This is a genomic window from Peribacillus sp. JNUCC 23 (genome assembly GCF_053653995.1).
Genome location: NZ_CM132202.1, coordinates 4,228,187 through 4,250,336 on the forward strand (window position 1 = coordinate 4,228,187; position 22,150 = coordinate 4,250,336).

At 40.9% G+C, this 22,150-nt stretch carries 20 protein-coding genes; all 20 read right to left on the reverse strand.

Translation table 11 applies throughout. From position 1 onward, the window contains the following. Positions 1 to 128 precede the first annotated feature (128 nt). The 20 genes from JNUCC23_RS20295 to uvrA all read right to left on the reverse strand — a co-directional run bounded on the left by JNUCC23_RS20295 (position 129) and on the right by uvrA (position 22,143). A complete protein-coding gene (locus JNUCC23_RS20295; protein ID WP_403075642.1) occupies positions 129 to 1,112 on the reverse strand; it encodes a gluconeogenesis factor YvcK family protein in 984 nt (327 codons plus the stop codon). After that, positions 1,102 to 1,956, reverse strand: a complete 855-nt coding sequence (rapZ, locus tag JNUCC23_RS20300) for an RNase adapter RapZ (protein ID WP_062186039.1) — start codon at positions 1,954 to 1,956, stop codon at positions 1,102 to 1,104. Before rapZ ends, JNUCC23_RS20295 begins: the two co-directional genes overlap by 11 nt. A gap of 76 nt (positions 1,957 to 2,032) precedes the next feature. Further along, positions 2,033 to 2,491, reverse strand: a complete 459-nt coding sequence (locus JNUCC23_RS20305) for an NUDIX hydrolase (protein WP_062185721.1) — start codon at positions 2,489 to 2,491, stop codon at positions 2,033 to 2,035. Between the two features lie 694 nt (positions 2,492 to 3,185). Next, positions 3,186 to 4,136, reverse strand: coding sequence for a thioredoxin-disulfide reductase (trxB, locus tag JNUCC23_RS20310; RefSeq protein WP_062185720.1), 951 nt, complete (start codon positions 4,134 to 4,136; stop codon positions 3,186 to 3,188). A gap of 87 nt (positions 4,137 to 4,223) precedes the next feature. Then, entirely contained in the window at positions 4,224 to 5,726 is a 1,503-nt protein-coding gene (locus tag JNUCC23_RS20315; RefSeq protein WP_403075647.1) for a tetratricopeptide repeat protein, read from the reverse strand. 214 nt (positions 5,727 to 5,940) lie between these two features. Then, a complete protein-coding gene (gene hisIE, locus JNUCC23_RS20320) occupies positions 5,941 to 6,576 on the reverse strand; it encodes a bifunctional phosphoribosyl-AMP cyclohydrolase/phosphoribosyl-ATP diphosphatase HisIE (RefSeq protein WP_062185716.1) in 636 nt (211 codons plus the stop codon). Beyond that, the gene (gene hisF, locus JNUCC23_RS20325) at positions 6,573 to 7,331 is read right to left on the reverse strand and encodes an imidazole glycerol phosphate synthase subunit HisF (protein ID WP_454213240.1); all 759 of its coding nucleotides are present in this window, start codon (positions 7,329 to 7,331) and stop codon (positions 6,573 to 6,575) included. Before hisF ends, hisIE begins: the two co-directional genes overlap by 4 nt. Next, on the reverse strand, positions 7,332 to 8,066 hold the full coding sequence (gene hisA, locus JNUCC23_RS20330) for a 1-(5-phosphoribosyl)-5-[(5-phosphoribosylamino)methylideneamino]imidazole-4-carboxamide isomerase (protein WP_454213242.1): 735 nt from the start codon (positions 8,064 to 8,066) through the stop codon (positions 7,332 to 7,334). It lies immediately after the preceding gene. A gap of 1 nt (position 8,067) precedes the next feature. Continuing rightward, positions 8,068 to 8,697, reverse strand: coding sequence for an imidazole glycerol phosphate synthase subunit HisH (gene hisH / locus JNUCC23_RS20335; RefSeq protein ID WP_403075657.1), 630 nt, complete (start codon positions 8,695 to 8,697; stop codon positions 8,068 to 8,070). Beyond that, the gene (gene hisB / locus JNUCC23_RS20340; protein ID WP_403075659.1) at positions 8,698 to 9,285 is read right to left on the reverse strand and encodes an imidazoleglycerol-phosphate dehydratase HisB; all 588 of its coding nucleotides are present in this window, start codon (positions 9,283 to 9,285) and stop codon (positions 8,698 to 8,700) included. Positions 9,286 to 9,388: 103 nt separating this feature from the next. Beyond that, positions 9,389 to 10,654 carry a histidinol dehydrogenase gene (gene hisD, locus JNUCC23_RS20345; RefSeq protein ID WP_403075662.1) on the reverse strand — a complete coding sequence of 422 codons (1,266 nt, stop codon included), beginning with the start codon at positions 10,652 to 10,654 and terminating at the stop codon, positions 9,389 to 9,391. A gap of 12 nt (positions 10,655 to 10,666) precedes the next feature. Continuing rightward, positions 10,667 to 11,311 (reverse strand): ATP phosphoribosyltransferase, encoded by a 645-nt coding sequence (hisG, locus tag JNUCC23_RS20350; RefSeq protein ID WP_403075665.1) that lies wholly within the window; start codon positions 11,309 to 11,311, stop codon positions 10,667 to 10,669. Further along, entirely contained in the window at positions 11,289 to 12,470 is a 1,182-nt protein-coding gene (locus JNUCC23_RS20355; RefSeq protein ID WP_062185702.1) for an ATP phosphoribosyltransferase regulatory subunit, read from the reverse strand. Before JNUCC23_RS20355 ends, hisG begins: the two co-directional genes overlap by 23 nt. Before the next feature lie 395 nt (positions 12,471 to 12,865). Beyond that, positions 12,866 to 13,375, reverse strand: coding sequence for an acyltransferase (locus tag JNUCC23_RS20360; RefSeq protein ID WP_403075668.1), 510 nt, complete (start codon positions 13,373 to 13,375; stop codon positions 12,866 to 12,868). A gap of 5 nt (positions 13,376 to 13,380) precedes the next feature. After that, positions 13,381 to 14,025 (reverse strand): pyrophosphatase PpaX, encoded by a 645-nt coding sequence (gene ppaX / locus JNUCC23_RS20365; RefSeq protein WP_062185698.1) that lies wholly within the window; start codon positions 14,023 to 14,025, stop codon positions 13,381 to 13,383. Further along, entirely contained in the window at positions 14,015 to 14,959 is a 945-nt protein-coding gene (locus tag JNUCC23_RS20370; RefSeq protein ID WP_062185696.1) for a nucleoside recognition domain-containing protein, read from the reverse strand. Before JNUCC23_RS20370 ends, ppaX begins: the two co-directional genes overlap by 11 nt. Positions 14,960 to 14,982: 23 nt before the next feature. Continuing rightward, on the reverse strand, positions 14,983 to 15,795 hold the full coding sequence (lgt, locus tag JNUCC23_RS20375) for a prolipoprotein diacylglyceryl transferase (protein ID WP_062185694.1): 813 nt from the start codon (positions 15,793 to 15,795) through the stop codon (positions 14,983 to 14,985). Positions 15,796 to 15,885: 90 nt separating this feature from the next. Beyond that, a complete protein-coding gene (hprK, locus tag JNUCC23_RS20380) occupies positions 15,886 to 16,821 on the reverse strand; it encodes an HPr(Ser) kinase/phosphatase (RefSeq protein WP_062185692.1) in 936 nt (311 codons plus the stop codon). Between the two features lie 286 nt (positions 16,822 to 17,107). Beyond that, positions 17,108 to 18,208 carry a DUF4097 family beta strand repeat-containing protein gene (locus tag JNUCC23_RS20385; RefSeq protein WP_454213245.1) on the reverse strand — a complete coding sequence of 367 codons (1,101 nt, stop codon included), beginning with the start codon at positions 18,206 to 18,208 and terminating at the stop codon, positions 17,108 to 17,110. 1,061 nt (positions 18,209 to 19,269) lie between these two features. Then, positions 19,270 to 22,143 carry an excinuclease ABC subunit UvrA gene (gene uvrA, locus JNUCC23_RS20390; RefSeq protein ID WP_062185688.1) on the reverse strand — a complete coding sequence of 958 codons (2,874 nt, stop codon included), beginning with the start codon at positions 22,141 to 22,143 and terminating at the stop codon, positions 19,270 to 19,272. Positions 22,144 to 22,150 lie beyond the last annotated feature (7 nt).

The window sequence follows — 22,150 nt, forward strand, 5'->3', positions numbered from 1 at the left end:
AGATTCTCACCTCCAATCAGAAAAACTGTCACCGGTCCTTGGCTACAAAATCTAGTTATTTGAACAGACTCTTATTAGCCATGAAGAAACAAGACAGGCATAAGGTAAGCAGTCAAGACAATCCTTTTTTAAGGTTTGCTTTCTTTAATTTCGTTTAATAACATTTGATAAAGCATACGCGCTACTTTTTTTGTATCGTGCCGAATGGAGTTTCCTTCAAAATTAAAAATCTGCCCTTGAACAATCTTAACTCCAAGTCTTTCTAGACTTTCAACATCAAAAACAACCGGCTTTGCAAATTCCTCTTTATAGCGATCTTGAACATTTTGTGGAATTTCTTGATTATTTACAAGAATACAATCGATAAATGAGCAATTCATATGAGAGTAAATAGCTTGTATATGGTCACTAGCTGTATAATCCTGCGTTTCTCCTGCTTGAGTCATAAGGTTACAGATATAGACCTTCTTCGCTTTTGATTTACAAACCGCCTCACCAATTCCTGGTACAAGTAAGTTTGGTAAAATGCTTGTATATAAACTCCCAGGTCCTATGACAATTAAATCAGCCTGCTTAATTGCCTGTATGGTTTCTCGGAGCGGTTTAATTTTGTTAGGACTAAGGAACACGCGTTTGATTTTTTTCCCAGAGAACGGGATCTTTGATTCACCGCTTACAACCATTCCATCGACCATCTCCGCGTGAAGAACTACACTTTGGTTAGCGGATGGTAACACCTTCCCTCTTACATTCAGTACTTTGCTCATTTCTTGAACTGCATGGACAAAGTCCCCAGTAATCGAGGTCATGGCGGCTAACAATAAGTTCCCCAGCGAATGCCCCGCTAGTTCATTCTTACTTGCAAAACGATGCTGGAACATTTGTTCAACAAGAGGCTCCACATCTGATAACGCAGCAAGAACATTTCGAATATCTCCTGGGGCCGGAATATCCATTTCATCGCGAATCCTGCCAGAACTACCACCATCATCCGCAACCGTAACAATCGCCGTGATATCAATTGGGTAGTTCTTCAGTCCGCGAAGTAACACAGGAAGACCTGTACCGCCCCCAATGACGACTACTCTTGGCTGCTCAATTTCATTTGGCATTACTTTTCTCCTTAATAATCTTCTTGATGTCACGATGCGTTACATGAGTGACATAATCTTTCTGGAATGTGCTAGCCAGATACTCAGCAAGCGCAACGGAACGGTGCTGACCACCCGTACATCCAATTGCAATGATAAGCTGAGATTTCCCTTCCCGCTTATATTGAGGAAGCATAAACGCAAGTAAATCTATCAATTTTTCTAAAAACCTCTGTGTTTCTCCCCATTTCAGCACATAACTTGACACTTCTTCTTCCAAACCAGTCTTTGGTCGCATATGTTCGATATAAAATGGATTAGGCAGAAAGCGGACATCGAAAACAAGATCCGCATCAATCGGGATACCGTGTTTAAATCCGAAAGACACCACATTGACAGTAAAAATCACTTTCTTGTTAACTGAGAACTCTGTTAAGATTTTTTCCCTTAATTCTCGTGGCTTCAGCGAAGATGTTTGATAAACGATCTGCGCCCGTCCCTTTAACACTTCTAACAAACCCCGTTCAATTTGAATTCCTTCTAGCGGAAGACCCAATGGCGATAGTGGGTGCGTACGCCTCGTTTCTTTGTAGCGTCGTACAAGCACTTCATCATCTGCATCAAGGAAAAGGATCTTCGGAGTTACCCAAGATGTTTCAGCTAAGTCATCTAATGCTTTGAATAAATGATCGAAGAATTCTCTGCCGCGTAAATCCATAACCAACACAACTTTATTCATTTTATTTCCAGATTCTTTCATCAGTTCAAGAAACTTGGGTAATAACGTGGGTGGTAAGTTATCAACACAAAAGAAGCCTAAATCTTCAAAACTTTGAACAGCAACCGTTTTTCCAGCTCCAGACATGCCTGTAATTATGACTAATTGCGTTTCGCTAATTTGTCCTATTCCCAATGCAATCCCCCCAAAGTTTTCTATTTATTCAACCCGGATCAAGCCGATATGAAAGCAGCTTGAATTCAGGTGTATACGTAAAAGTGGCATAGATGATTCCGCTTCCACGAATCATATATTCCAATATATGGTAGTCACCCTCAGCCATTGGAAGATTCTTCATTTCATCAATAGCAATCCAGCTTAGTTCTCCCTCTTCACACGAATCCACATTAATTCCGTCTGATTCGGTAGCGAAAAAGGTGAACATCATCCACTCTTCTAAAACTTTATCGCCCTCTTTGATGATAAACGTAAAAATTCCTTTAATTGCTGGGTTTTTTAAATATACGCCTGTTTCTTCACGATATTCCCGAATACAGGCATCACGAACAGATTCACCAGCCTCCATTTTGCCTCCTGGAGCAACCCACCAGCCTCTTCTCGGTTTTTTTAAAAGAAGTGTTTTATTGTCCCTGACTAACACACAATTTGTGACACGTTGCACGTTCTTCACCTCAATCGACTCTAATCCAGTATTTGTCTTGTACAAAAATTTATAAAGTGAAACTTCAATCAGTGGGATTTTCTTCAACCCCACTGATTGTTAGTTGAACCAATCGGGCTTTTACGGGCAGTTATCCCCCACCTTTGCTTCTTCGATTCCTCTAAACCTTGAGGTGGGGATATTACTGCCCGTTAATGCGGGATAAAGTGAAACTTCCATGCTATGTATAACTACACATAGCAGAAGTAATGAATTAGACAGCTCTTCGATACATTTGTTTAACTTCTATTATACTATTTTTAGATACGAGCTACAATGAACAAGAATCAGGAAATTATTTTCCATACTTGTTACATACAAAATTCCTATACCGTTAAAACGTCACAATTTACTGTGAAGGACCCATCCTGTAGCACGCTATACTCGCCTAATCACAATGGCGGCGGCGCGGAGCCGGAATTTGAAGTACTTTCTTAACAAAGTAAGTATATCTGTAAAGTAGATTGACTATATGAGTAAGTCGCGAAGACCCGTCCCCATGTTCTTCGACAAAAAAAAGGCACAGACGTTAACATCTGTGCCATCCACAAGTTTATATTTATAAAAGGGGGTCAATTACTACCCTAACTATAACCAAAAGATATTGCATCTATGTTACAGCATGATTAAGACGGAATTACGAATTGTAAAAAATTCAAGACTTTACTTTCAGCTTTTCATTCAGCATTTCCACATAATGTTGGGCGCTTTGTGCAGCAATGCTGCCGTCACCTGTAGCCGTAACAATTTGACGGAGTGTTTTTTCACGAATATCACCGGCTGCAAAGATGCCAGGTATTTTCGTTTCCATCGTTTCATCAGTCAAAATATACCCACCAGCATTTGTAATACCTAGGTTTTCGAAAGGTTTAGAAAGAGGGTTCATACCGATATAAACAAACACGCCATCCGCATTTAATTCCTGTTCTTCTCCATTTGCAGTCGAAACAAGTGTCACACTGCCCACTTTCCCGTCTTTTTCATGAATCTCTTTCAGGGTATGATTCCAAATAAAATCAACCTTTTCATTAGCAAACGCACGCTCTTGAAGGATTTTCTGAGCACGAAGCTCTTCTCGACGGTGTACGATTGTAACTTTCGAAGCAAAGCGAGTTAAATATACGCCTTCCTCGACCGCAGAGTCTCCTCCGCCGATAACGAACAATTCTTTTTGCTTAAAGAATGCACCATCACAGACCGCACAATAAGAAACGCCGCGTCCACCTAATTCTTTCTCACCCGGCACGCCAATTTTCTTATATTCTGCACCAGATGATAGAATGATCGCTTTTGCTTTATATTCTTTTGAACCAGCACGGACGATTTTGTATTCTTCGCCATCAACAATTTCCTTCACATCACCGTAGGCATATTCGGCGCCAAATTTCTTAGCATGATCAAACATTTTTGTAGAAAGTTCTGGACCTAAGATCGTCTCGAACCCTGGATAGTTTTCCACTTCTTCCGTATTGGCCATTTGGCCACCTGGAATCCCACGTTCAATCATTAATGTTTGGAGATTCGCACGAGAAGTATAAACAGCTGCAGTCATACCAGCAGGCCCAGCACCGATAATAATCACATCGTATATTTTTTCTTCAGTCATAGTATCCACTCCCGATAATCATTACATATAGTATTTCCGATATACTTACATCCTATATAACAAATAAAAATACGTCCAAATTTATGCTCACTGAAGTAAGCTATTCACCAATTTAACATATTTTCCAAGAGTAGAAACTGAGATCAAGTGCTTAGCGGCAATTTCCTGCTGACTTTTCTTTTCATTACGTAACCTATACCAAGAATACTCAACTGCCGCAGCCCAACCTGTTGGATTCACAAGTTTAATTTCACTTTTCATCGCTTCTACAAACACCGAAAACCAGGTTAAATAAAGGCCTGCCTCCATGATCTGGATTGGATGGAAGTGTGCATACAAAATTTCCGCTGTTTGATCGGCAAATTCAACGGCCGAGTTCTCTTGATTTGATTTCTGCCGTTCCACATATTCCATATATTCTTTTTCAACATCCGTAAGAAGTGGATTATTACAAAGAACTGGATGCTTTAGAATATGGTCCTTTTTAACCGAGTGCTTTGTTAAAAAAAGAGCAAATATCCGTTCCTCTAGATAATCACTTTCGAAGCGTTTCAAGATTGAAGGCAAATGATCCTCAAATCCATTAAGAGAAGCATTCATATCTCCCCACGGTTCAAACCCTTCCTTGTCAGGATTTAATTCTAATACCTTTTTCCAGGCCTTTTTGGCGGTGTGCTCATGACCTATTTGATAGGCAGATACAGCTAACCAATAATAAAAGGTATCATCACCATCATGTCCTTGCCTTTGAAGTTGCTTCAACCATTTATACGCGAGGTTATATCGCCCGATTAGAGCAAATGTAGAACCAAGTTTGATGCGGTGCTCCGTTAAAATCGGTCGGACCTTTTCCAAAGCCATAACCAGTGCATCTATCTTATCTTCACTTTGCTGATAATGATGGAAAACCAATAGATTACATAGTGCATGTAAATTTCCAGGGCTTTTTTCCAACACTTCCTCTAACGTTTCAAAGGCTCTATCTATTTCTCCAAGATAAAAATAAGCAAGCGCCAAATTATTATATGCTGACCAATATTCCGCGTATTCTTTAATGGTTTCTTTCAGCACTTCAACGGCTTCTTCAAAGTTACCTGCTTCTAAACATTCACGAGCTTTTTCCTGTTGGTAAATCAAGCCGTCTTGATGAATCAAACTTTCCTCGGTTTCACCTGATTCGAATGTAATTAAATCCAAAAGATCTTCCGCGTCTTCGCTGAACTCTCCATCTTCCTCTTTATCCAGATAAGCACTCGCATGGCGATACGCTTCCTGAAACATGCCAAGATGCGCATAGTTATTTGCCAAAAAATAATGGCATTCCGTCATAAAAGGGTCCATGTCCCCAAGAATGTTTTCAAGTAGAGTATTTGAATAACTATATTCGCCGATTTCTGTACATGTAACCGCAAGCTGACATGCAATCATCGGTTCTGTAGGTTCCAATTCAAATGCACGCATGAGAAACTTTTTAGCATTATATAAATCACGTCTGTGATAAGCTTTTAAACCTTTAGTAAAATAATATTCTCCTGTCGGATGAAAGGAGAAAACTTTAGCTTGTTTATTCATTTTAGAATCTTTGCCCATGGAATCCTCCATCTAATAGTTGTTTAACCTTCATATTATAACATACTGGAAGAATCTTGGCATCTCGTTGCGATTGTAAATAAGAATACCCAAAAAGGGGAGAATTTCAAAGAAATCCCCGAGCGTTTGGCCAAAATTAACACGAAGTCGTTCACTGTATTTTTTTAGACATGAAAATGAGAAAGGTATACATGATACCTTTCCCATTTTGCATTTATTCTTTTTTTGCATGTCTTTGTTGTAAAACGGTTAACACATCTGCAAATGGCAGTTCTTGTTCTTGTAATAAAACAAACAAGTGATACAAAAGATCTGCGGATTCAAGCGAAAGTTCATCATGATCTCGATTTTTTGCTGCAATGATAACTTCAGCTGCTTCTTCCCCAACTTTTTTCAAAATTTTATCGACGCCTTTTTCGAATAAATAAGTTGTATAGGAACCTTCAGGCATTGTTTCTTTTCTCGTTCCAATCAGGTTTTCTAATTCTAATAAGAAGTTTGCATCAGGTTTTACTTGAGCAGCTATGTTTCCGTTCTCAAATAACGTTTCCGTAAAGCAACTGCTCGTACCGGTGTGACAGGCTGGACCCGATGGATTCACCTTGACGATTAGTGCGTCTTGATCACAATCATACTTTATTTCAGTAATAGTTTGTGTATTTCCACTCGTTTCTCCTTTATGCCAAAGCTCATTACGTGAGCGGCTGAAAAACCAGGTTTCCCCTTTTTCCATAGAAAGTAGCAAAGACTCTTCGTTCATATACGCTAGTGTTAACACTTCTCCTGTTATGGCATCCTGAACGATAGCGGGAATCAAGCCTTTTTCATCAAATTTTATTCGCTGATTCATCTTACAACAACACCCTTCTGTTTTAAAAAGCTTTTCACTTCTTTAACGGACGTTTCTTTATAGTGAAAAATCGAAGCAGCAAGCGCCGCATCTGCTTTGCCTGTTGTAAAAGCTTCTTCAAAATGAGCGGCACTTCCTGCTCCTCCAGAGGCAATAACCGGGACCGATACCGATTCGCTCACCGCCCTTGTCAAGGCAAGATTAAAGCCTTGTTTTTCACCATCATTATCCATACTAGTAAGAAGAATTTCCCCAGCGCCAAGGTTTACCGCTTCTTTTACCCAAGCAATGACTTCCCAATCCGTTGCTCGTCTGCCTCCATGCGTATAGACACGCCATGAACCGAGCGACTCATCCCATCGTGCGTCAACAGCCACTACGATGCACTGTGAACCGAAGTAATTTGCACCTTCTGTAATTAATTCTGGACGTAGGACGGCAGATGTGTTTAATGACACCTTATCAGCACCCGCTCTGAGAATTTGTTTCATATCTTCTAGGGAATTAATGCCGCCGCCAACAGTAAATGGGATAGCAAGACTTCCAGCAACAGCCTTTACGACATCAACCATCGTTTCCCGCCCTTCATGCGAAGCGGAAATATCAAGAAATACTAGTTCGTCAGCCCCTTCTTGATCATAAAATGCAGCAAGTTCGACGGGATCACCTGCATCTCGTAAAGATACAAATTGAACGCCTTTAACCACTCTGCCCTCTTTCACGTCCAAGCATGGAATAATTCGTTTAGTCAGCATTTAATCACGCACCTTTTCTAATGCTTCCTTGACTGTAAACCGATTCGTATAGAGCGCCTTGCCGACAATGGCTCCAATAACCCCATGATTTTGATATTCCTTTAACGTAATAAGGTCTTGTAGGCTGCTTATTCCACCTGAGGCAATAACGCCTTTTCCAGTCGCTTCTGCCATCGCAACAATTCCTTCCACATTCGGTCCAGAAAGCATGCCATCTGTTGCAATATCCGTTACAATAAACACTTCTGCCCCGCAATCAGCTAATGCCTTGCCAAGTTCAATTGCTGTCGTTTCTGATGTTTGGAGCCAACCGTGTGTTGCGACTTTACCGTCTTTTGCATCGATGCCGATTGCAATCTGCTTGCCGTATTTACTAAGCATTGCTTTGGTGAATTCCGGGTCTGAAACGGCTGCACTACCAAGGATGACACGTTGGACGCCGCGTTCAAGATAGTGGACAACGTCTGTTTCTGTCCTGATTCCACCACCAATTTGTATTTTAGCACCCAGCACTTTCGCTGCTTGAATCACATACGAATCATTGATTCTGCTCCCTGCTTTTGCTCCGTCGAGATCGACCATATGTATCCACTCTGCCCCTTGACTGGCGAAACTTTTTGCCATGTCAAACGGTGAATCACCATAAACGGTTTCTTGATTGTAATCGCCTTGAATTAAACGAACACATTTCCCACCGCGCATATCAATGGCAGGGTAAATTGTGAAATTAGACATCTTATTGCCTCCCTTTCACTAGTGACAAGTAATTTTTTAATAAGGATATGCCCATTGAACTGCTTTTTTCCGGGTGAAACTGCATACCGAATACATTTCCTTTTGTGACAATCGCCGGCACGTCCACATCGTATTTTGCAGATGCAGCTACAACCTCCGTTTCATTTGTCACTACAAAGTATGAATGAACGAAATATACATAATCCTCTTCAAGTCCTTTTAAAAGAGGAGATTGATTGTTGAAAGTTAGTTTGTTCCAGCCCATATGTGGAACTTTATAGGCATTGTTTTTGGAATCTATCCCAGAAAGCCGCGTAATTTTCCCTGGAATTAGTGACAGACCTTTCGCAGGTCCATTTTCTTCACTTTCCTCGAATAATAGCTGCATACCTAGACAAATTCCTAATAGATATCCACCGTTGTCTACGTGTTTCTTCAGAAAAACATCTAATTCCTTATGCTCAAGTAAAATCATGGCATCTCTAAACGAACCAACACCTGGTAAAATGATTCCATCTGCTTTTGCCAGTTCGGCAGGATCATCTGAAATAAAAAACTCTGCGTCTAAACGTTCGAGTGCTTTACTAACACTGAACAAATTGCCCATGCCGTAATCGACAATGCCAATCATTTATAACAATCCTTTCGTAGAAGGAATTCCTTTTACACGTGGATCGATCGTTGTCGCTTCATCAAGGGCTCTTCCAAGAGCTTTAAAAATTGCCTCAATGATATGGTGCGTATTTTGGCCATAATGAACAATTACATGTAGATTCATCCGGGCTTCAAGCGCTAATTTCCAGAGAAACTCATGAACAAGCTCGGTATCAAATGTCCCAACCTTCTGCGCGGGAAACTCTGCTCGAAATTCTAGGTGCGGACGGTTGCTAAGATCAACGACAACCTGTGCTAACGCCTCATCCATAGGCACAAATGCATTTCCGTAGCGTTTAATTCCACGCTTATCACCGAGGGCTTCGATTAATGCCTGCCCAAGACAAATCCCAATATCCTCTGTTGTATGATGAGCATCCACTTCAATATCACCTTGAGCATCAACCGTCAGATCAAAATGACCATGCTTCGTAAATAAATCCAACATATGTGTCATAAATGGCACACCCGTCTCAATTCGAGATACACCCTCACCATCCACGGTAAACGCAAGCTTCACATCTGTCTCACCAGTCTTCCTCACAACACTACCAACACGTTCCATACGAACCTCCTCCTAGGGGTCAGACCCCATTTCCCAAATCTATTTTCCTTGCGCAACCTTAAGTTTATCAACGCCTTGAAGTGACCCGTTTAGGGGTCAGACCCTATTTCCCACGTGATTCTACAGCTCTGGCATGTGCTTCGAGGCCTTCGAGCCGGGCAAAGGTTGCAATTTTTTCTGCGTTTTTTCTAAAGGCTGTTTGACTGTACATGATGATGCTTGATTTTTTCTGAAAGTCGTCCACATTTAGTGGGCTTGAAAAACGGGCTGTACCATTTGTCGGGAGTACGTGGTTTGGTCCGGCGAAGTAGTCACCAACTGGCTCCGTACTGTATCTCCCTAAGAAAATGGCACCAGCATGGCGTACTTGAGTCATCACTTCCAGTGGATCTTTCGTGATAATTTCAAGATGCTCTGGCGCAAGTGTATTAACGGCCTGAATCGCCTGATTCATATCCTCGCACACGATAATCTTCCCGTAATCCCGAATAGATGCTTCCGCAATCTCTCGTCTCGGTAACAAGGCCAACTGTTTTTCCACCTCTTTTGCCACCTCATCAGCTAGGCTTGCTTCTGTGGTGATCAGCACGCTACACGCTCTGGCATCATGCTCTGCTTGCGACAGTAAATCTGCTGCTACTTCTTTGGCAATGGCTGTTTCATCAGCAAGGACCGCAATCTCACTCGGCCCTGCAATCATATCGATTGCTACGTCTCCGAACACTTCTCTTTTCGCTAACGCTACATAAATATTTCCAGGTCCAACAATTTTATCGACTTTTTCAATTGTTTCTGTTCCATATGCAAGTGCCGCAACCGCTTGTGCACCACCAATTGTATAAATTTCCGTAACACCTGCGATTTTCGCTGCTGCCATAACCGACTTAGATAGCTTCCCATCATTCCCTGGAGGGGAAACCATTACGATTCGTTCCACGCCTGCTACTTTCGCAGGGATCACATTCATTAATACTGATGATGGGTACGCAGCCGTCCCCCCCGGTACATACACACCAACCGCATCAAGTGCAGTTAGTTTTTGTCCGAGCATTGTTCCTGTTTCATCTGTCGAAATCCACGAATTCTTTAGCTGCTTTTCATGAAAAGAGCGGATATTTGCTGCCGCTTCTTCGATGATAGATCGCTCATACTCACTTAGTCCATCTGCCGCTTCATCAATTTCCTCTATCGAAACAGTAAATTGTTCAAGCTTTACACCATCGAATTTCTCTGTGTAACGAGCAATCGCTTCATCGCCAGACTTTCTAACTTCATCGATGATATCCTGTACGGTCTTGCGCTGTTCAGCTGTCCCTGAATCTACCGAACGCTTTAATGAAGCGCCTTCCGTAAATCGTTCTATCTTCATCACTTCACCCCCTCACTGATTTACTATTCCTGCAAGCCGATCGACAATTTCCGTAATTCTCTTTTCTTTTATTCGATAGCTCACCGGATTGGCAATTAATCTCGATGTCACATCGGCAATTTTTGCATATTCCACAAGTCCGTTTTCCTTTAATGTTTGCCCAGTCGACACAATGTCCACAATTCTCTCTGCGAGTCCAATTAGAGGTGCTAGTTCAATAGATCCGTTCAACTTAATAATTTCTACCTGTTCACCTTGTTCACGAAAATAACTGGAGGCCACATTCGGATATTTACTGGCGATTTTCGGTGTGATATCACTGATTTTTGTATTTGGAAGTCCGGCTACCGCTAAATAACAAGCACTTATTTTCAAATCCAGTAATTCGTAGACATCCCGTTCTTCCTCCAACATAACATCTTTCCCTGCAATCCCAACATCCGCAACACCATGCTCCACATAGGTGACCACATCCATAGGTTTTGCCAAAATGAATCGTAAATTCTCTTCTTCTACTTCTAAAATGAGTTTTCGTGAATCATCAAATTCTGGCGGGAGACGGAAGTCCGCTTTTCGTAATAAATCTACCGCTTCTTCAAAAATCCTACCTTTTGGCATCGCAATCGTTAGAAAGCTATTCACTTCTTGCACCTCCATTTCCGATATACAAATGGACCTCATGAAATGCCTTAGTAAATGCATCAACATTCTCTAGCGCATTAATTTCTTGAATCGTTACGTTGATCCCTTGTTCTCGTTTTTCCTTGGCAAATATGAGTGCTTCTTTTCTCCGTTCAGGACTGAAGACGACACATTCAGATGTTTCCGTTTCTTGTATTTCACCTAGCGCTTCAGTCAAGCGATCCATTCGGATGGCAAATCCCGTTGCAGGAGTGCTCCAGCCAAATTTTTCAAGAAGGCTGTCATATCGACCTCCGTTGCCAATCGGTGAACCGACCTGATTGGCATATACTTCGAAAAGAGTGCCCGTGTAATAACTCATATGACTAACTAGCGTTAAGTCAAACGAGATAAATTCTTCGATTCCAAATTCCTTTAGTTGCAGAGCCAACTCCTTTAGATCTTGAAGCGTTTCTCTTCCCGTTTCATGTTCAAGTAAGGTAGCAGCTTGGCTCAACGTATTCTCTTCGCCTCTTAAGGAAACGAAATCAATTAATCGCTGCTTGTCAATCGACGATAACGGCAGTGACTTCACATGCTCACGATAGCCTACATAATTTTTTTCATATAAATATTTTCGTAAAACCGCTGCTCGTTCCTCATTTCCTAAAATGCTAATAAATAATTCCTGTAAAAAGCCAATATGCCCGATTGCTATTTTAAAATCTTTGAGACCTGTAGCTTTAAGCACATCTACAAGCAATGAGATGATTTCTGCGTCAGCACTAATGGATGGATTACCAATGAGCTCGATTCCAATCTGTTCAAACTCTGCAGGGCGCCCACCTTCTCTTTGCTGCGCCCGGTACACATTAGCTGAGTATGCAAGGCGTAATGGGATCTGTTGCTTTAGTAGCTTAGATGCTGCAACTCTGGCAATTGGCGTTGTCATATCCGGTCTTAGAACAAGTGCGTGTCCTTGCTGATCCAATAATTTAAACAATTGCTGATCTAAGATTGCTGAAGCCTCTCCGATTGTTTCATAATATTCCAACGCAGGCGTTTCAATAAATTGATATCCCCACTTCTTAATCTCAACGCTCATGCGATTTCTTACCAATGCTTTCGTTTCATATAACAACGGAAGCGTATCTCGCATGCCTAGTGGCTTTTCAAACATAAACGGCTTGGTCACAACAACACATCCTTCAAGAATTATCTTCAGTCATACTCATTCTCGCAAAACTAACCAAAACTTTCCACATTATATTCAGATAAAACAAAATCCTTTAACTCGCTACCATACTACCGAAATGAAGTTACCCATATTTTACCCTTCAAATTGCACCACGTCAAGCACAATATTTTGGGGTCAGACCCTATTTCCCAACTTCTCTCACATACTGAATCCCCTTGTAATTCATAGGTTTGCGCAAGGTATAGCAGGGGTCAGACCCCATTTCCCATAATAAAAGGGCCAGACCTCGCAATGACTATATGCAGTTCAATTTAAGTGGTTGTACCACTCTGAACTGTGCATAGCTTGCAAGGTCTGGCCCTTTTCGGACATCTTTTATTCATTCATTTGATTCAAATTTCCAATTGATTCGCTCTTTCTTCTTTCGTGTAAATGACGCGCATGGGGTTCCCACCAACAAATGCGCCTTCCGGTACATCCTTATGAACAAGCGTACCAGCCGACACAATGGCTCCATCACCAATGACAACTCCCGGTAAAATGGTTGAATTGGCACCGATTAAGACCTCACTGCCAATCACAACCTCACCTAGCCGGTATTCCTTAATTAAATATTCATGAGCCAAAATCGTCGTGTTATAGCCAATGACTGTATTTCTGCCGACTGTAATTTTTTCAGGAAACATACAATCCAACATGACCATGAGAGCAAATGACGTTTGGTCGCCAACTTTCATTCTTAAAAAAACACGATACAGCCAGTTTTTCATTTCTAAAAAGGGCATGTATCTGGCGAGCTGAATCACACTAAAATTCTTCACAACTTTCCAAAAAGGAACCGTTTTGTAGACATGCCAAAGCGAGTTTGCACCTTCTACCGGGTACCTTGTTGTCCGCCTCATAAGGCTTAGTCCTCTAAAATCGTGATTAAATCTGACATCTTCTCAAGAATATAATCCGGATTGTATTGCTCAAGATGCTCCTGGCCCTTCGCCGACCAAGCCACTCCTGCTGTTTTCGTTCCGGCATTTTTTCCAGACAGAATATCGTGATAGTTATCACCAATCATGATCGACTCTTCAGGTGACGAACCTAATAAAGCCAATGCCTTCTGAACTGGTTCAGGATCCGGCTTCGCTTTTTCCACATGATCGAGCGCAATAATCACCTCAAAGAATTCATCCAACTTCGTCAACTGCAGGCCTTTTTTCACAACGTCACTTATCTTCGTTGAAACAATCGCTAATTTATAGCCGCTCTCCTTCAATGTCTTGAGCGTATCATACACCTCATCAAACTCCGTTACTAATAAATCATGATGCTCCAAGTTGTGCTTCCGATAATGCTTCACCATCTCTTCCACACGTTCCGGATCAATACTATGAAATGTTTCATATAGTGGCGGACCATTAAAAGCAATGACGTCCTCGCGTTTATACCGGTCAGGATAATAATGATTTAATGTATCCAAAAATGAAGCAACAATTAATTCATTTGTGTTAATCAATGTTCCATCTAAATCGAATAATAAAGTTGTAATTTTACTGTTCATAAGCTTCCTTCCTTTGCGTAAACTCCGATCGATTCCAAATAAACCCGATAATCATCGTTAACAGAATAGCTGTTGTTAGTCTGATGACCAACAACGGCCATACTGGAATCCCAAGCGGAATAAATATTAATGTATCCTCAACCACAGCATGACACGACACTAGAAAAATAAAAGCAAGCGTCATATCCTTTTTACTTACATTATCTTCTTTTGCAGCTTGAATCATGACACCAGCCCCATACGCCAATCCGATTGTGAGACCTGCCACCATCGTCATCGATGTATTGGGCTTCATCCCTAGAATCTTTGTAAATGGAGCCAACACCTTTGACATAACATCCAGCCACTTCAAATCTTTCATGATCTGCATGATAATCATTAATGGAATAACAATGAAAGCTAATTGCAATACCCCAGATGCAGCCCGTTCCAATCCATTCAATAGAATCGCCCATGCACCATTGATTTCCACTGTATCAGGACTAACAAACCCGTATTTAGCAAGCTCTGATCCACCTTGCCAAACTAGATTAATAATAACAGCAGCAAGTATCGCTAAGCCAATTCTGACTGTTAAAATAACCCAAAGTTTCACACCAACCTTCGCTGCAACGCCCGATTCAATAAACAAATTGTGACTAAACGATAACATGATGGCAATAATAAAGACTTCTTTCACCGATAAATCAAGCGTTAAAATCCCGGCAATTCCTGCGTACAAATTTAAAAAATTGCCTAATACAAGAGGAATCGCAGCTTCTCCCGACAGTCCAATCATATTCATAAAAGGAGCAACGAAATCGATGATCCATTGTAAAACCGGTGTATATTGAAGCACGGATACAATCAATGTAACTGGGAAGATCACCTTACCTAAAGTCCAAGTAGTCTTTAACCCTACCAATAGACCCTTTTTTACTGAATTACCAATCAATTCCTTTCACCCCGATTCGTTCATTATGCCTCTAAGTATTTTTTATCGGCATATCCCCGAACTCTTCTATAAACCCAAAGGCCGATTGCCACTACAATTAATACGATTGAAATAACTTGGGCAATGCGTAGTGTTTCTGTCAGCATTAGACTGTCCGTCCGCAAGCTTTCAATGAAGAATCGGCCCACTGAATACCAAATGACATAGGATAAAAAGATCTCCCCTCGATGCAAGTTCGATCTTCTTAAAAATAGCAATAACACGACACCTAACAAGTTCCAAAGCGACTCATATAAAAAGGTCGGATGATAATAAGCTCCTTCTATGTACATTTGATTTATAATAAAATTAGGTAAATGGAGATTTTCTAAAAAGGCACGCGTCACTTCACCGCCATGCGCCTCCTGATTCATAAAATTACCCCAACGGCCAATAGCCTGCCCTAGAAGAAGACTCGGAGCCGCTACATCTACAAGCTTCCAAAACGATAATTTCCTTACTTTTGAAAAAACAATAGCCGTTAATACAGCACCAATAATCGCTCCGTGTATCGCGATGCCACCGTTCCAGATTTGAATGATTTCGCCCGGATTTTGTGAATAATAATCCCACTGAAAAATGACATAATAAATTCGCGCACTAATAATTGCAATAGGGACAGCAAATAGTATCATATCAATAAAGGTTTCCTTACCAATCCCTCTTCTATCCGCTTCCTTAGTAGCAATATATAAACCTAGAAGAACACCAAATCCGATAATGATCCCATACCAGTGCACTGCTAGAAAACCTAAATCAACTGCAATAGGATTTAACGGTTGCATTTCTTGCTCCATCACATTCCCTCTTTTCTATTCCAAGAAATTTTCATCCAAGATTACTTACTCCATCAGTTGGAATGACACTTATATAGGAGAAGGTCCACTTTAAAATTCTTCGTGACCATTTCCGGAAATTGTATTATTCAACCTACTTGAGAATATTTCAGCTGCATTGACGCCCATTCTTTTCAAACGGAAGTTCATCGCGGCCACTTCTATAATAACAGCTAAGTTTCTTCCCGGACGTACAGGAACCGTTAATTTCGTTACTTCTGTATCAATTATTTTTACTTTTTCCTCATCAAGGCCGACCCGATCATATTGCTTGTTCTTTTCCCAAAGCTCCAAATTGATAACGAGAGAAATCTTCTTATTGCTTCTCACAGCACCTGCACCAAACAATGTCATTACATTAATAATACCCAGTCCGCGAATTTCAAGTAAATGCTCAATCAGTTCCGGAGCATTACCAACTAGTGTATCCTGATCTTCCTGACGAATCTCCACACAATCATCCGCAACTAAACGATGTCCTCGTTTTACTAACTCGAGTGCCGTCTCACTTTTACCCACTCCACTTTTCCCAGTAATCATCACGCCGACTCCATAAATATCAATCAGTACCCCATGGACAGCTGTTGTCGGCGCAAGTTTACTTTCAAGGAAATTAGTCAAGTGACTAAATAGCCGGGTTGTCTTCATACTCGACCTCATCACTGGGACCGATTGTTGTTCAGATGCAATGATTAGCTCTTCCGGAACTTCATGCGCACGGCTAATAATAATTCCAGGTGTAATATCCCTACACAAGTTTTCCATTCTGCTTGTTCTTTCCGGAGCGCTCAGCTTTTCAAAGAAAGACATCTCTGTCATTCCAAGTAGTTGAATCCTCTCAGCAGGATAAAAATCGAAAAAACCTGCAATTTCCAAACCAGGACGAGAAAGGTCACTTGTAATAATAGGACGGTTAATTCCTTCTTCACCACTGACTAATTCAAGATTGAATGTATCTACCAAATCTTTCACGCGTACTTTTGCCATGTATCGTTATCCTCCTTGGAGTTAAATTATTTCACTTATTAAGGTAATCTTTATTTTAGCATTTTTCTACTAATATCCAAACAAAGGATTTTTAAAAAGCCACTCAATCACAAAATATCCTTGCTAAACTATAAAGAGGATGCCCCTTATCGAAAGAGATTGACCTCGCAATGACAATATACAGTTCAAATAAGCATACGTACCACTTTGAACAGTGTATAAAGTGCGTGGTCAAACCCTTTGGGACATCCTCATGTTTCCTTCTTAACCGTGATAAAGTCTCATTTTACGATACTGAAATGCCACCCGTTTTCGTATCGGCAAACAAATGAAGGACAGGTACAATATGCTTGGTCGTTTTGAATTTCAACGCTTTTTGAATGACATCATTTTTCTCTTCGATAATTTGAATCCCATCCAAGGTTACATTGAAGTTACCAAGATTCGATTTCAGCTCACCTTCAACAGCAATTCCCGTAGGCAGGAATACATCCAGCTTCCCGGTTACTGTTTTGACGGAAATATATTCACAATTCGGTTCTTCAACACGACATGTCACTTGACCGGCGAATGATTGAGCATCAAGGTTTTTATAAATTCCATCAACATGAATCGAGCCATTTAATGTTTCTGTCTCGATTTTTTCTATAGTAGCTTGACGAATAGAAATATTTCCATTTCCCGTTTCAGCATCTAGTGTTTTCCCTGTCACGCCCTCGATCGCAATTTTTCCGTTGGCGGTCTTTACTTTAAAATGATTTGCTTTTAAAGACTCTCCAGAAATAGAACCGTTAAACATACGAATATACACTTCTTCGTACTCTTTATTAGGGATATACAGAGTGACGTCAGCTTTTATCGATTTCTGCAATAAATGGAAACGTAATTTCTCATCTTCTACTGAAAAATGCACGTCTTTTAACAGCGCTTCTCTTGCCTCATCCTGCATTGCGCCGCGATAGACCTTCGCTTGACATTCGATTCTAATTTCATCATTCGACCATGGGATAATTTTCGTTTTTCCATTTGCAATATCTATCTCAATTTCTTTGAGGGGTGTTTGATCATGGGTAAAAATATGTGAAATCTCGTGTGAAGCACCAAAATTGAAGTCAAAATCCGATTCTTTAATTTTTTTCACGGCACTCTCTACGAATTCAAAGATTTTCTCTTTTGAAGAGCTGATTTTTTTATTAAAATAATCTTGTTGTTTATTGGTACCTTCTTTATCAAGCACGACGGTCGATAATTCATTGACCAACACTTGTTCTTTCTTCTCCGATTCTTTACTCGCCAGATCTAATTCTTCTAAAATCTTTAAAGCTTCTTCCGTTGATAGCTTCCCATCTTGAACCATTTGCAGAATTCGCTTTTTTTCTTCATTCATTTCATTTCCCTCCAATTTCAATCTATTATTTCGCACGTTTTCTCGATTTTCTCACAAAATTAGGCCGGGATAAAGTAAACATTTCTCTTTTCCAGTGAATGATTATTGAAGCCATCAGGTAGTACTTTCAGTCAAAAAAATGAAAACACACTTACTAATTAATACGCCTACCATTCATGAAAGTTTCATCACTTACAAAATTTAACTTCGATAATTTTAAACGACATAAAGTGAAACTTCAATCAGTGGGGGTTCTCTTCATCGTTAGTCCCGTTCTAGAGTCGCTAATATCTCCGCCCAGCGTAGATAAATCGACTCTACGAACCCGATTGGTTCAACTAAACCTCTGCGCAACTCTCGGTAAGTTTCACTGTATCTCACCACTCGGGCTTTTACATTAAAAAGCGAGGCGACTGGTACAAGGTACGTCTCCTAAGTTCGCTCACGTCCTGTGAGCAACAGAGACGCCATCACATCCTGTGATAGTCCGACAAGCATCAGATGGAATACGACGTGGCGTAGTTTGCCACAGAGTATTACAGCTTATGACCTCGAGGGGCTAGGAGCCGCAACTAGATTAAAGGCAGTTATCCCCCACCTACGCTCTTCGATTCCTCTAAGCCTTGAGCTGGGGGGACTGCCCGTTAATGTGGGATAAGAATTAACGATTCTAAAGCAGGGTGTCCATTGAATTGCATGTTTGCATCCATTTTAATCAATCGTTTGATTAAGCGGATTATCGTAAATTCCTGCAAAATCCACCCTTTCACACCGACAAAATATTCACCTATTTCTACGCATATATCCCTTGAAATGCGCTGTCCCTTCCATTTTAATCAATCAATTGATTAAGAATAAAAAGAAGCCTTCAAATATTTCCTTCACTCACTAAATCTCCACACTACCATTCGACAATTACAAATGACATAATAATCAACGAATTCCACATAATATGTCGTTAGCAGCATATCTTTTTTCTCCTTTTAATCAATCAGTTGATTAAGCGCTTTTCTACAAAATTCTTCTTTTAAATACGAAACAAGCAAGCCAAATTGGCTTGCTTATACATGTTCATGCTCTTTTTCCTCGATTCTCTTCTCCATTCGGATACGGTCTCGTTCAAGTATAGGTTTTAGATATTTCCCTGTATAAGACCCCTCTACCTTAGCGATATCCTCTGGTGTACCAGTTGCGATAATCGTTCCGCCCTTATCTCCGCCCTCAGGACCAAGGTCGACCAAATAATCGGCTGATTTAATGACATCTAGATTATGTTCGATGACAAGAACGGTATCTCCGTTTTCAACGAGGCGCTGAAGAACTCCAAGAAGCCTAGCGATATCATCGACATGAAGTCCTGTCGTTGGTTCATCAAGAATATAGAAAGAGCGGCCATTTGAACGACGATGGAGTTCAGAGGCTAACTTAACCCGCTGTGCTTCTCCACCCGAAAGTGTCGTTGCTGGCTGACCAAGTTTAATATAACCTAAGCCAACATCTTGAATCGTTTGTAGTTTTCTGCTGATTTTCGGGATATTTTCAAAAAATTCAACGGCTTCTTCTACCGTCAACTCGAGAATATCCGCGATATTTTTGCCTTTATATTTCACTTCCAACGTTTCACGATTATATCGTTTTCCATGGCATACTTCACAAGGGACATACACATCAGGTAAGAAATGCATTTCAATTTTAATGATTCCGTCACCACGACAAGCTTCACAGCGACCGCCTTTGACATTAAAACTAAAACGGCCCTTTTTATAGCCGCGGATTTTCGCCTCATTCGTTGTCGCAAACACATCTCGAATATCATCAAATGCCCCTGTATATGTAGCAGGGTTTGAACGTGGCGTTCTACCGATCGGTGACTGATCAATATCAATGACTTTATCAAGATAATCGATACCTTTGATTTCTCGGAAAGAACCAGGACGAGCTTTTGCCCGGTTCAATTTTTGCGCTAACGATTTATGAAGAATCTCATTCACTAACGTACTTTTCCCAGACCCCGAAACACCAGTAACAGCTGTAAATGTACCAAGAGGGAATTTCACATTCACATTTTTAAGATTGTTTTCTTTCGCTCCTTTGATTTCAATATAACGACCATCACTTTTGCGACGTTCTAATGGCAATGGGATAAACTTTTTCCCTGACAAATACTGCCCAGTTAACGAATCGGGATCATCCATTACTTCCTGCGGCGTACCTGCAGAAACAATTTTCCCGCCGTGAGCACCTGCTCCCGGTCCTACATCGATCAAATAATCTGCAGCAAGCATCGTATCTTCATCATGTTCAACAACGATAAGCGTATTGCCAATTTCACGCATATTCTTCAGTGTTTCAATAAGGCGATCATTGTCTCTTTGATGAAGACCGATTGACGGCTCATCCAAAATATAAAGAACACCAGTTAAACGTGAACCAATCTGAGTTGCAAGCCTGATTCGCTGAGCTTCCCCACCCGATAGTGTACCAGCTGCTCTGCTTAACGTTAAATACTCCAAGCCGACATTGGCAAGAAAGCCCAAACGTTCTTTAATTTCACGCAAAATTAAATTGGCAATCGCTTGTTCCTTTTCCGTTAAATCTAGATTCTCAAAAAAATGAACAGCTTCTTCAATCGAATAAGCAGTTGTTTCACTAATCGTTTGCTTTTGGATGAGCACGGATAGGCTTTCCTTTTTCAATCTTTGTCCTTTACAAGTTGGACAAGCATGTTGTGCCATATACTTTTCCATCTGGTCGCGGACATAATCTGAGCTTGTTTCTTTAAAGCGTCGTTCCACGTTATTCAAAATACCTTCGAAGTTTATATAGCTTTCATGCAACCGGCCATAATCATTTTCATAACGAAAGAGAATTTTTTCTGTTCCAGAGCCATATAAAACCTTATCCAGCAAATCAGCCGATAAATCTTTAACTGGCGTATCCATATCAATTCCGTAATGATCAGCAATGGTTTTCAGTAGTTGGGGATAATATTGCGAACTTGTCGATTCCCAAGGAGCAAATGCATTCTGATTTAACGTTAATTCTTCATTCGGAATGACGAGCTGCTTATCGACCTCAAGTTTCGTACCGAGACCGTCGCAATCTGGGCAAGCACCAAATGGGCTGTTAAAAGAAAACATGCGCGGCTCCAATTCTTCAACAGAGAACCCACAATAAGGGCAAGCATGGTGTTCGCTAAACAAAAGCTCTTCTTCCCCGTTAATATCGATCAATACTTTTCCTTCACCAAGCTTTAAAGCACTTTCCATGGAGTCAGCAAGGCGCGCGGCTATTCCTTCTTTAATCACGATCCGGTCGATAATGACTTCAATCGAATGTTTTTTATTTTTCTCCAGTGTGATATCTTCCCCTACATCTAGGATCTCGCCATCTACCCGAACTCTTACATAGCCTTGCTTTTTAATGTCTTCAAAAATTTTAGCGTGAGTCCCTTTTCTTCCTGAAACAACTGGAGCAAGCACTTGCATTTTTGTCCGATCAGGGTATTCTAAAATCCGGTCCACCATCTGTTCGATCGTTTGGGACGAAATTTCAATGCCGTGATTAGGACATGTCGGCCTACCGATGCGTGCGTAAAGTAAACGTAAATAATCGTAAATTTCCGTCACCGTTCCAACTGTTGAACGCGGATTACGACTTGTAGTTTTTTGATCGATGGATATCGCCGGTGAAAGGCCTTCAATTGAATCAACATCGGGTTTATCCATTTGTCCTAAAAATTGTCTAGCATAAGCAGAGAGAGATTCAACATAGCGCCGCTGCCCTTCTGCGTATATCGTATCAAATGCAAGCGATGACTTCCCTGACCCCGACAATCCGGTAAGGACGACAAGCTTGTCTCTCGGGATTGTAACGTCAATATTCTTTAGGTTATTGGCTCGTGCACCGATAACCGTTATTTTTTCCAATGCCATTGTCTTG

Coding starts and splice junctions, on each gene's coding strand:
- JNUCC23_RS20295 (WP_403075642.1), bottom strand. CDS start 1,112: ATGCCAAATGAAATTGAGCAGCCAAGAGTAGTCGTCATTGGGGGCGGT.
- rapZ (WP_062186039.1), bottom strand. CDS start 1,956: ATGTCTGGAGCTGGAAAAACGGTTGCTGTTCAAAGTTTTGAAGATTTA.
- trxB (WP_062185720.1), bottom strand. CDS start 4,136: ATGACTGAAGAAAAAATATACGATGTGATTATTATCGGTGCTGGGCCT.
- JNUCC23_RS20315 (WP_403075647.1), bottom strand. CDS start 5,726: ATGGGCAAAGATTCTAAAATGAATAAACAAGCTAAAGTTTTCTCCTTT.
- hisIE (WP_062185716.1), bottom strand. CDS start 6,576: ATGAATCAGCGAATAAAATTTGATGAAAAAGGCTTGATTCCCGCTATC.
- hisF (WP_454213240.1), bottom strand. CDS start 7,331: ATGCTGACTAAACGAATTATTCCATGCTTGGACGTGAAAGAGGGCAGA.
- hisA (WP_454213242.1), bottom strand. CDS start 8,066: ATGTCTAATTTCACAATTTACCCTGCCATTGATATGCGCGGTGGGAAA.
- hisH (WP_403075657.1), bottom strand. CDS start 8,697: ATGATTGGCATTGTCGATTACGGCATGGGCAATTTGTTCAGTGTTAGT.
- hisB (WP_403075659.1), bottom strand. CDS start 9,285: ATGGAACGTGTTGGTAGTGTTGTGAGGAAGACTGGTGAGACAGATGTG.
- hisD (WP_403075662.1), bottom strand. CDS start 10,654: ATGAAGATAGAACGATTTACGGAAGGCGCTTCATTAAAGCGTTCGGTA.
- hisG (WP_403075665.1), bottom strand. CDS start 11,311: ATGGAGGTGCAAGAAGTGAATAGCTTTCTAACGATTGCGATGCCAAAA.
- JNUCC23_RS20360 (WP_403075668.1), bottom strand. CDS start 13,375: ATGAGGCGGACAACAAGGTACCCGGTAGAAGGTGCAAACTCGCTTTGG.
- ppaX (WP_062185698.1), bottom strand. CDS start 14,025: ATGAACAGTAAAATTACAACTTTATTATTCGATTTAGATGGAACATTG.
- lgt (WP_062185694.1), bottom strand. CDS start 15,795: ATGGAGCAAGAAATGCAACCGTTAAATCCTATTGCAGTTGATTTAGGT.
- hprK (WP_062185692.1), bottom strand. CDS start 16,821: ATGGCAAAAGTACGCGTGAAAGATTTGGTAGATACATTCAATCTTGAA.
- JNUCC23_RS20385 (WP_454213245.1), bottom strand. CDS start 18,208: ATGAATGAAGAAAAAAAGCGAATTCTGCAAATGGTTCAAGATGGGAAG.
- uvrA (WP_062185688.1), bottom strand. CDS start 22,143: ATGGCATTGGAAAAAATAACGGTTATCGGTGCACGAGCCAATAACCTA.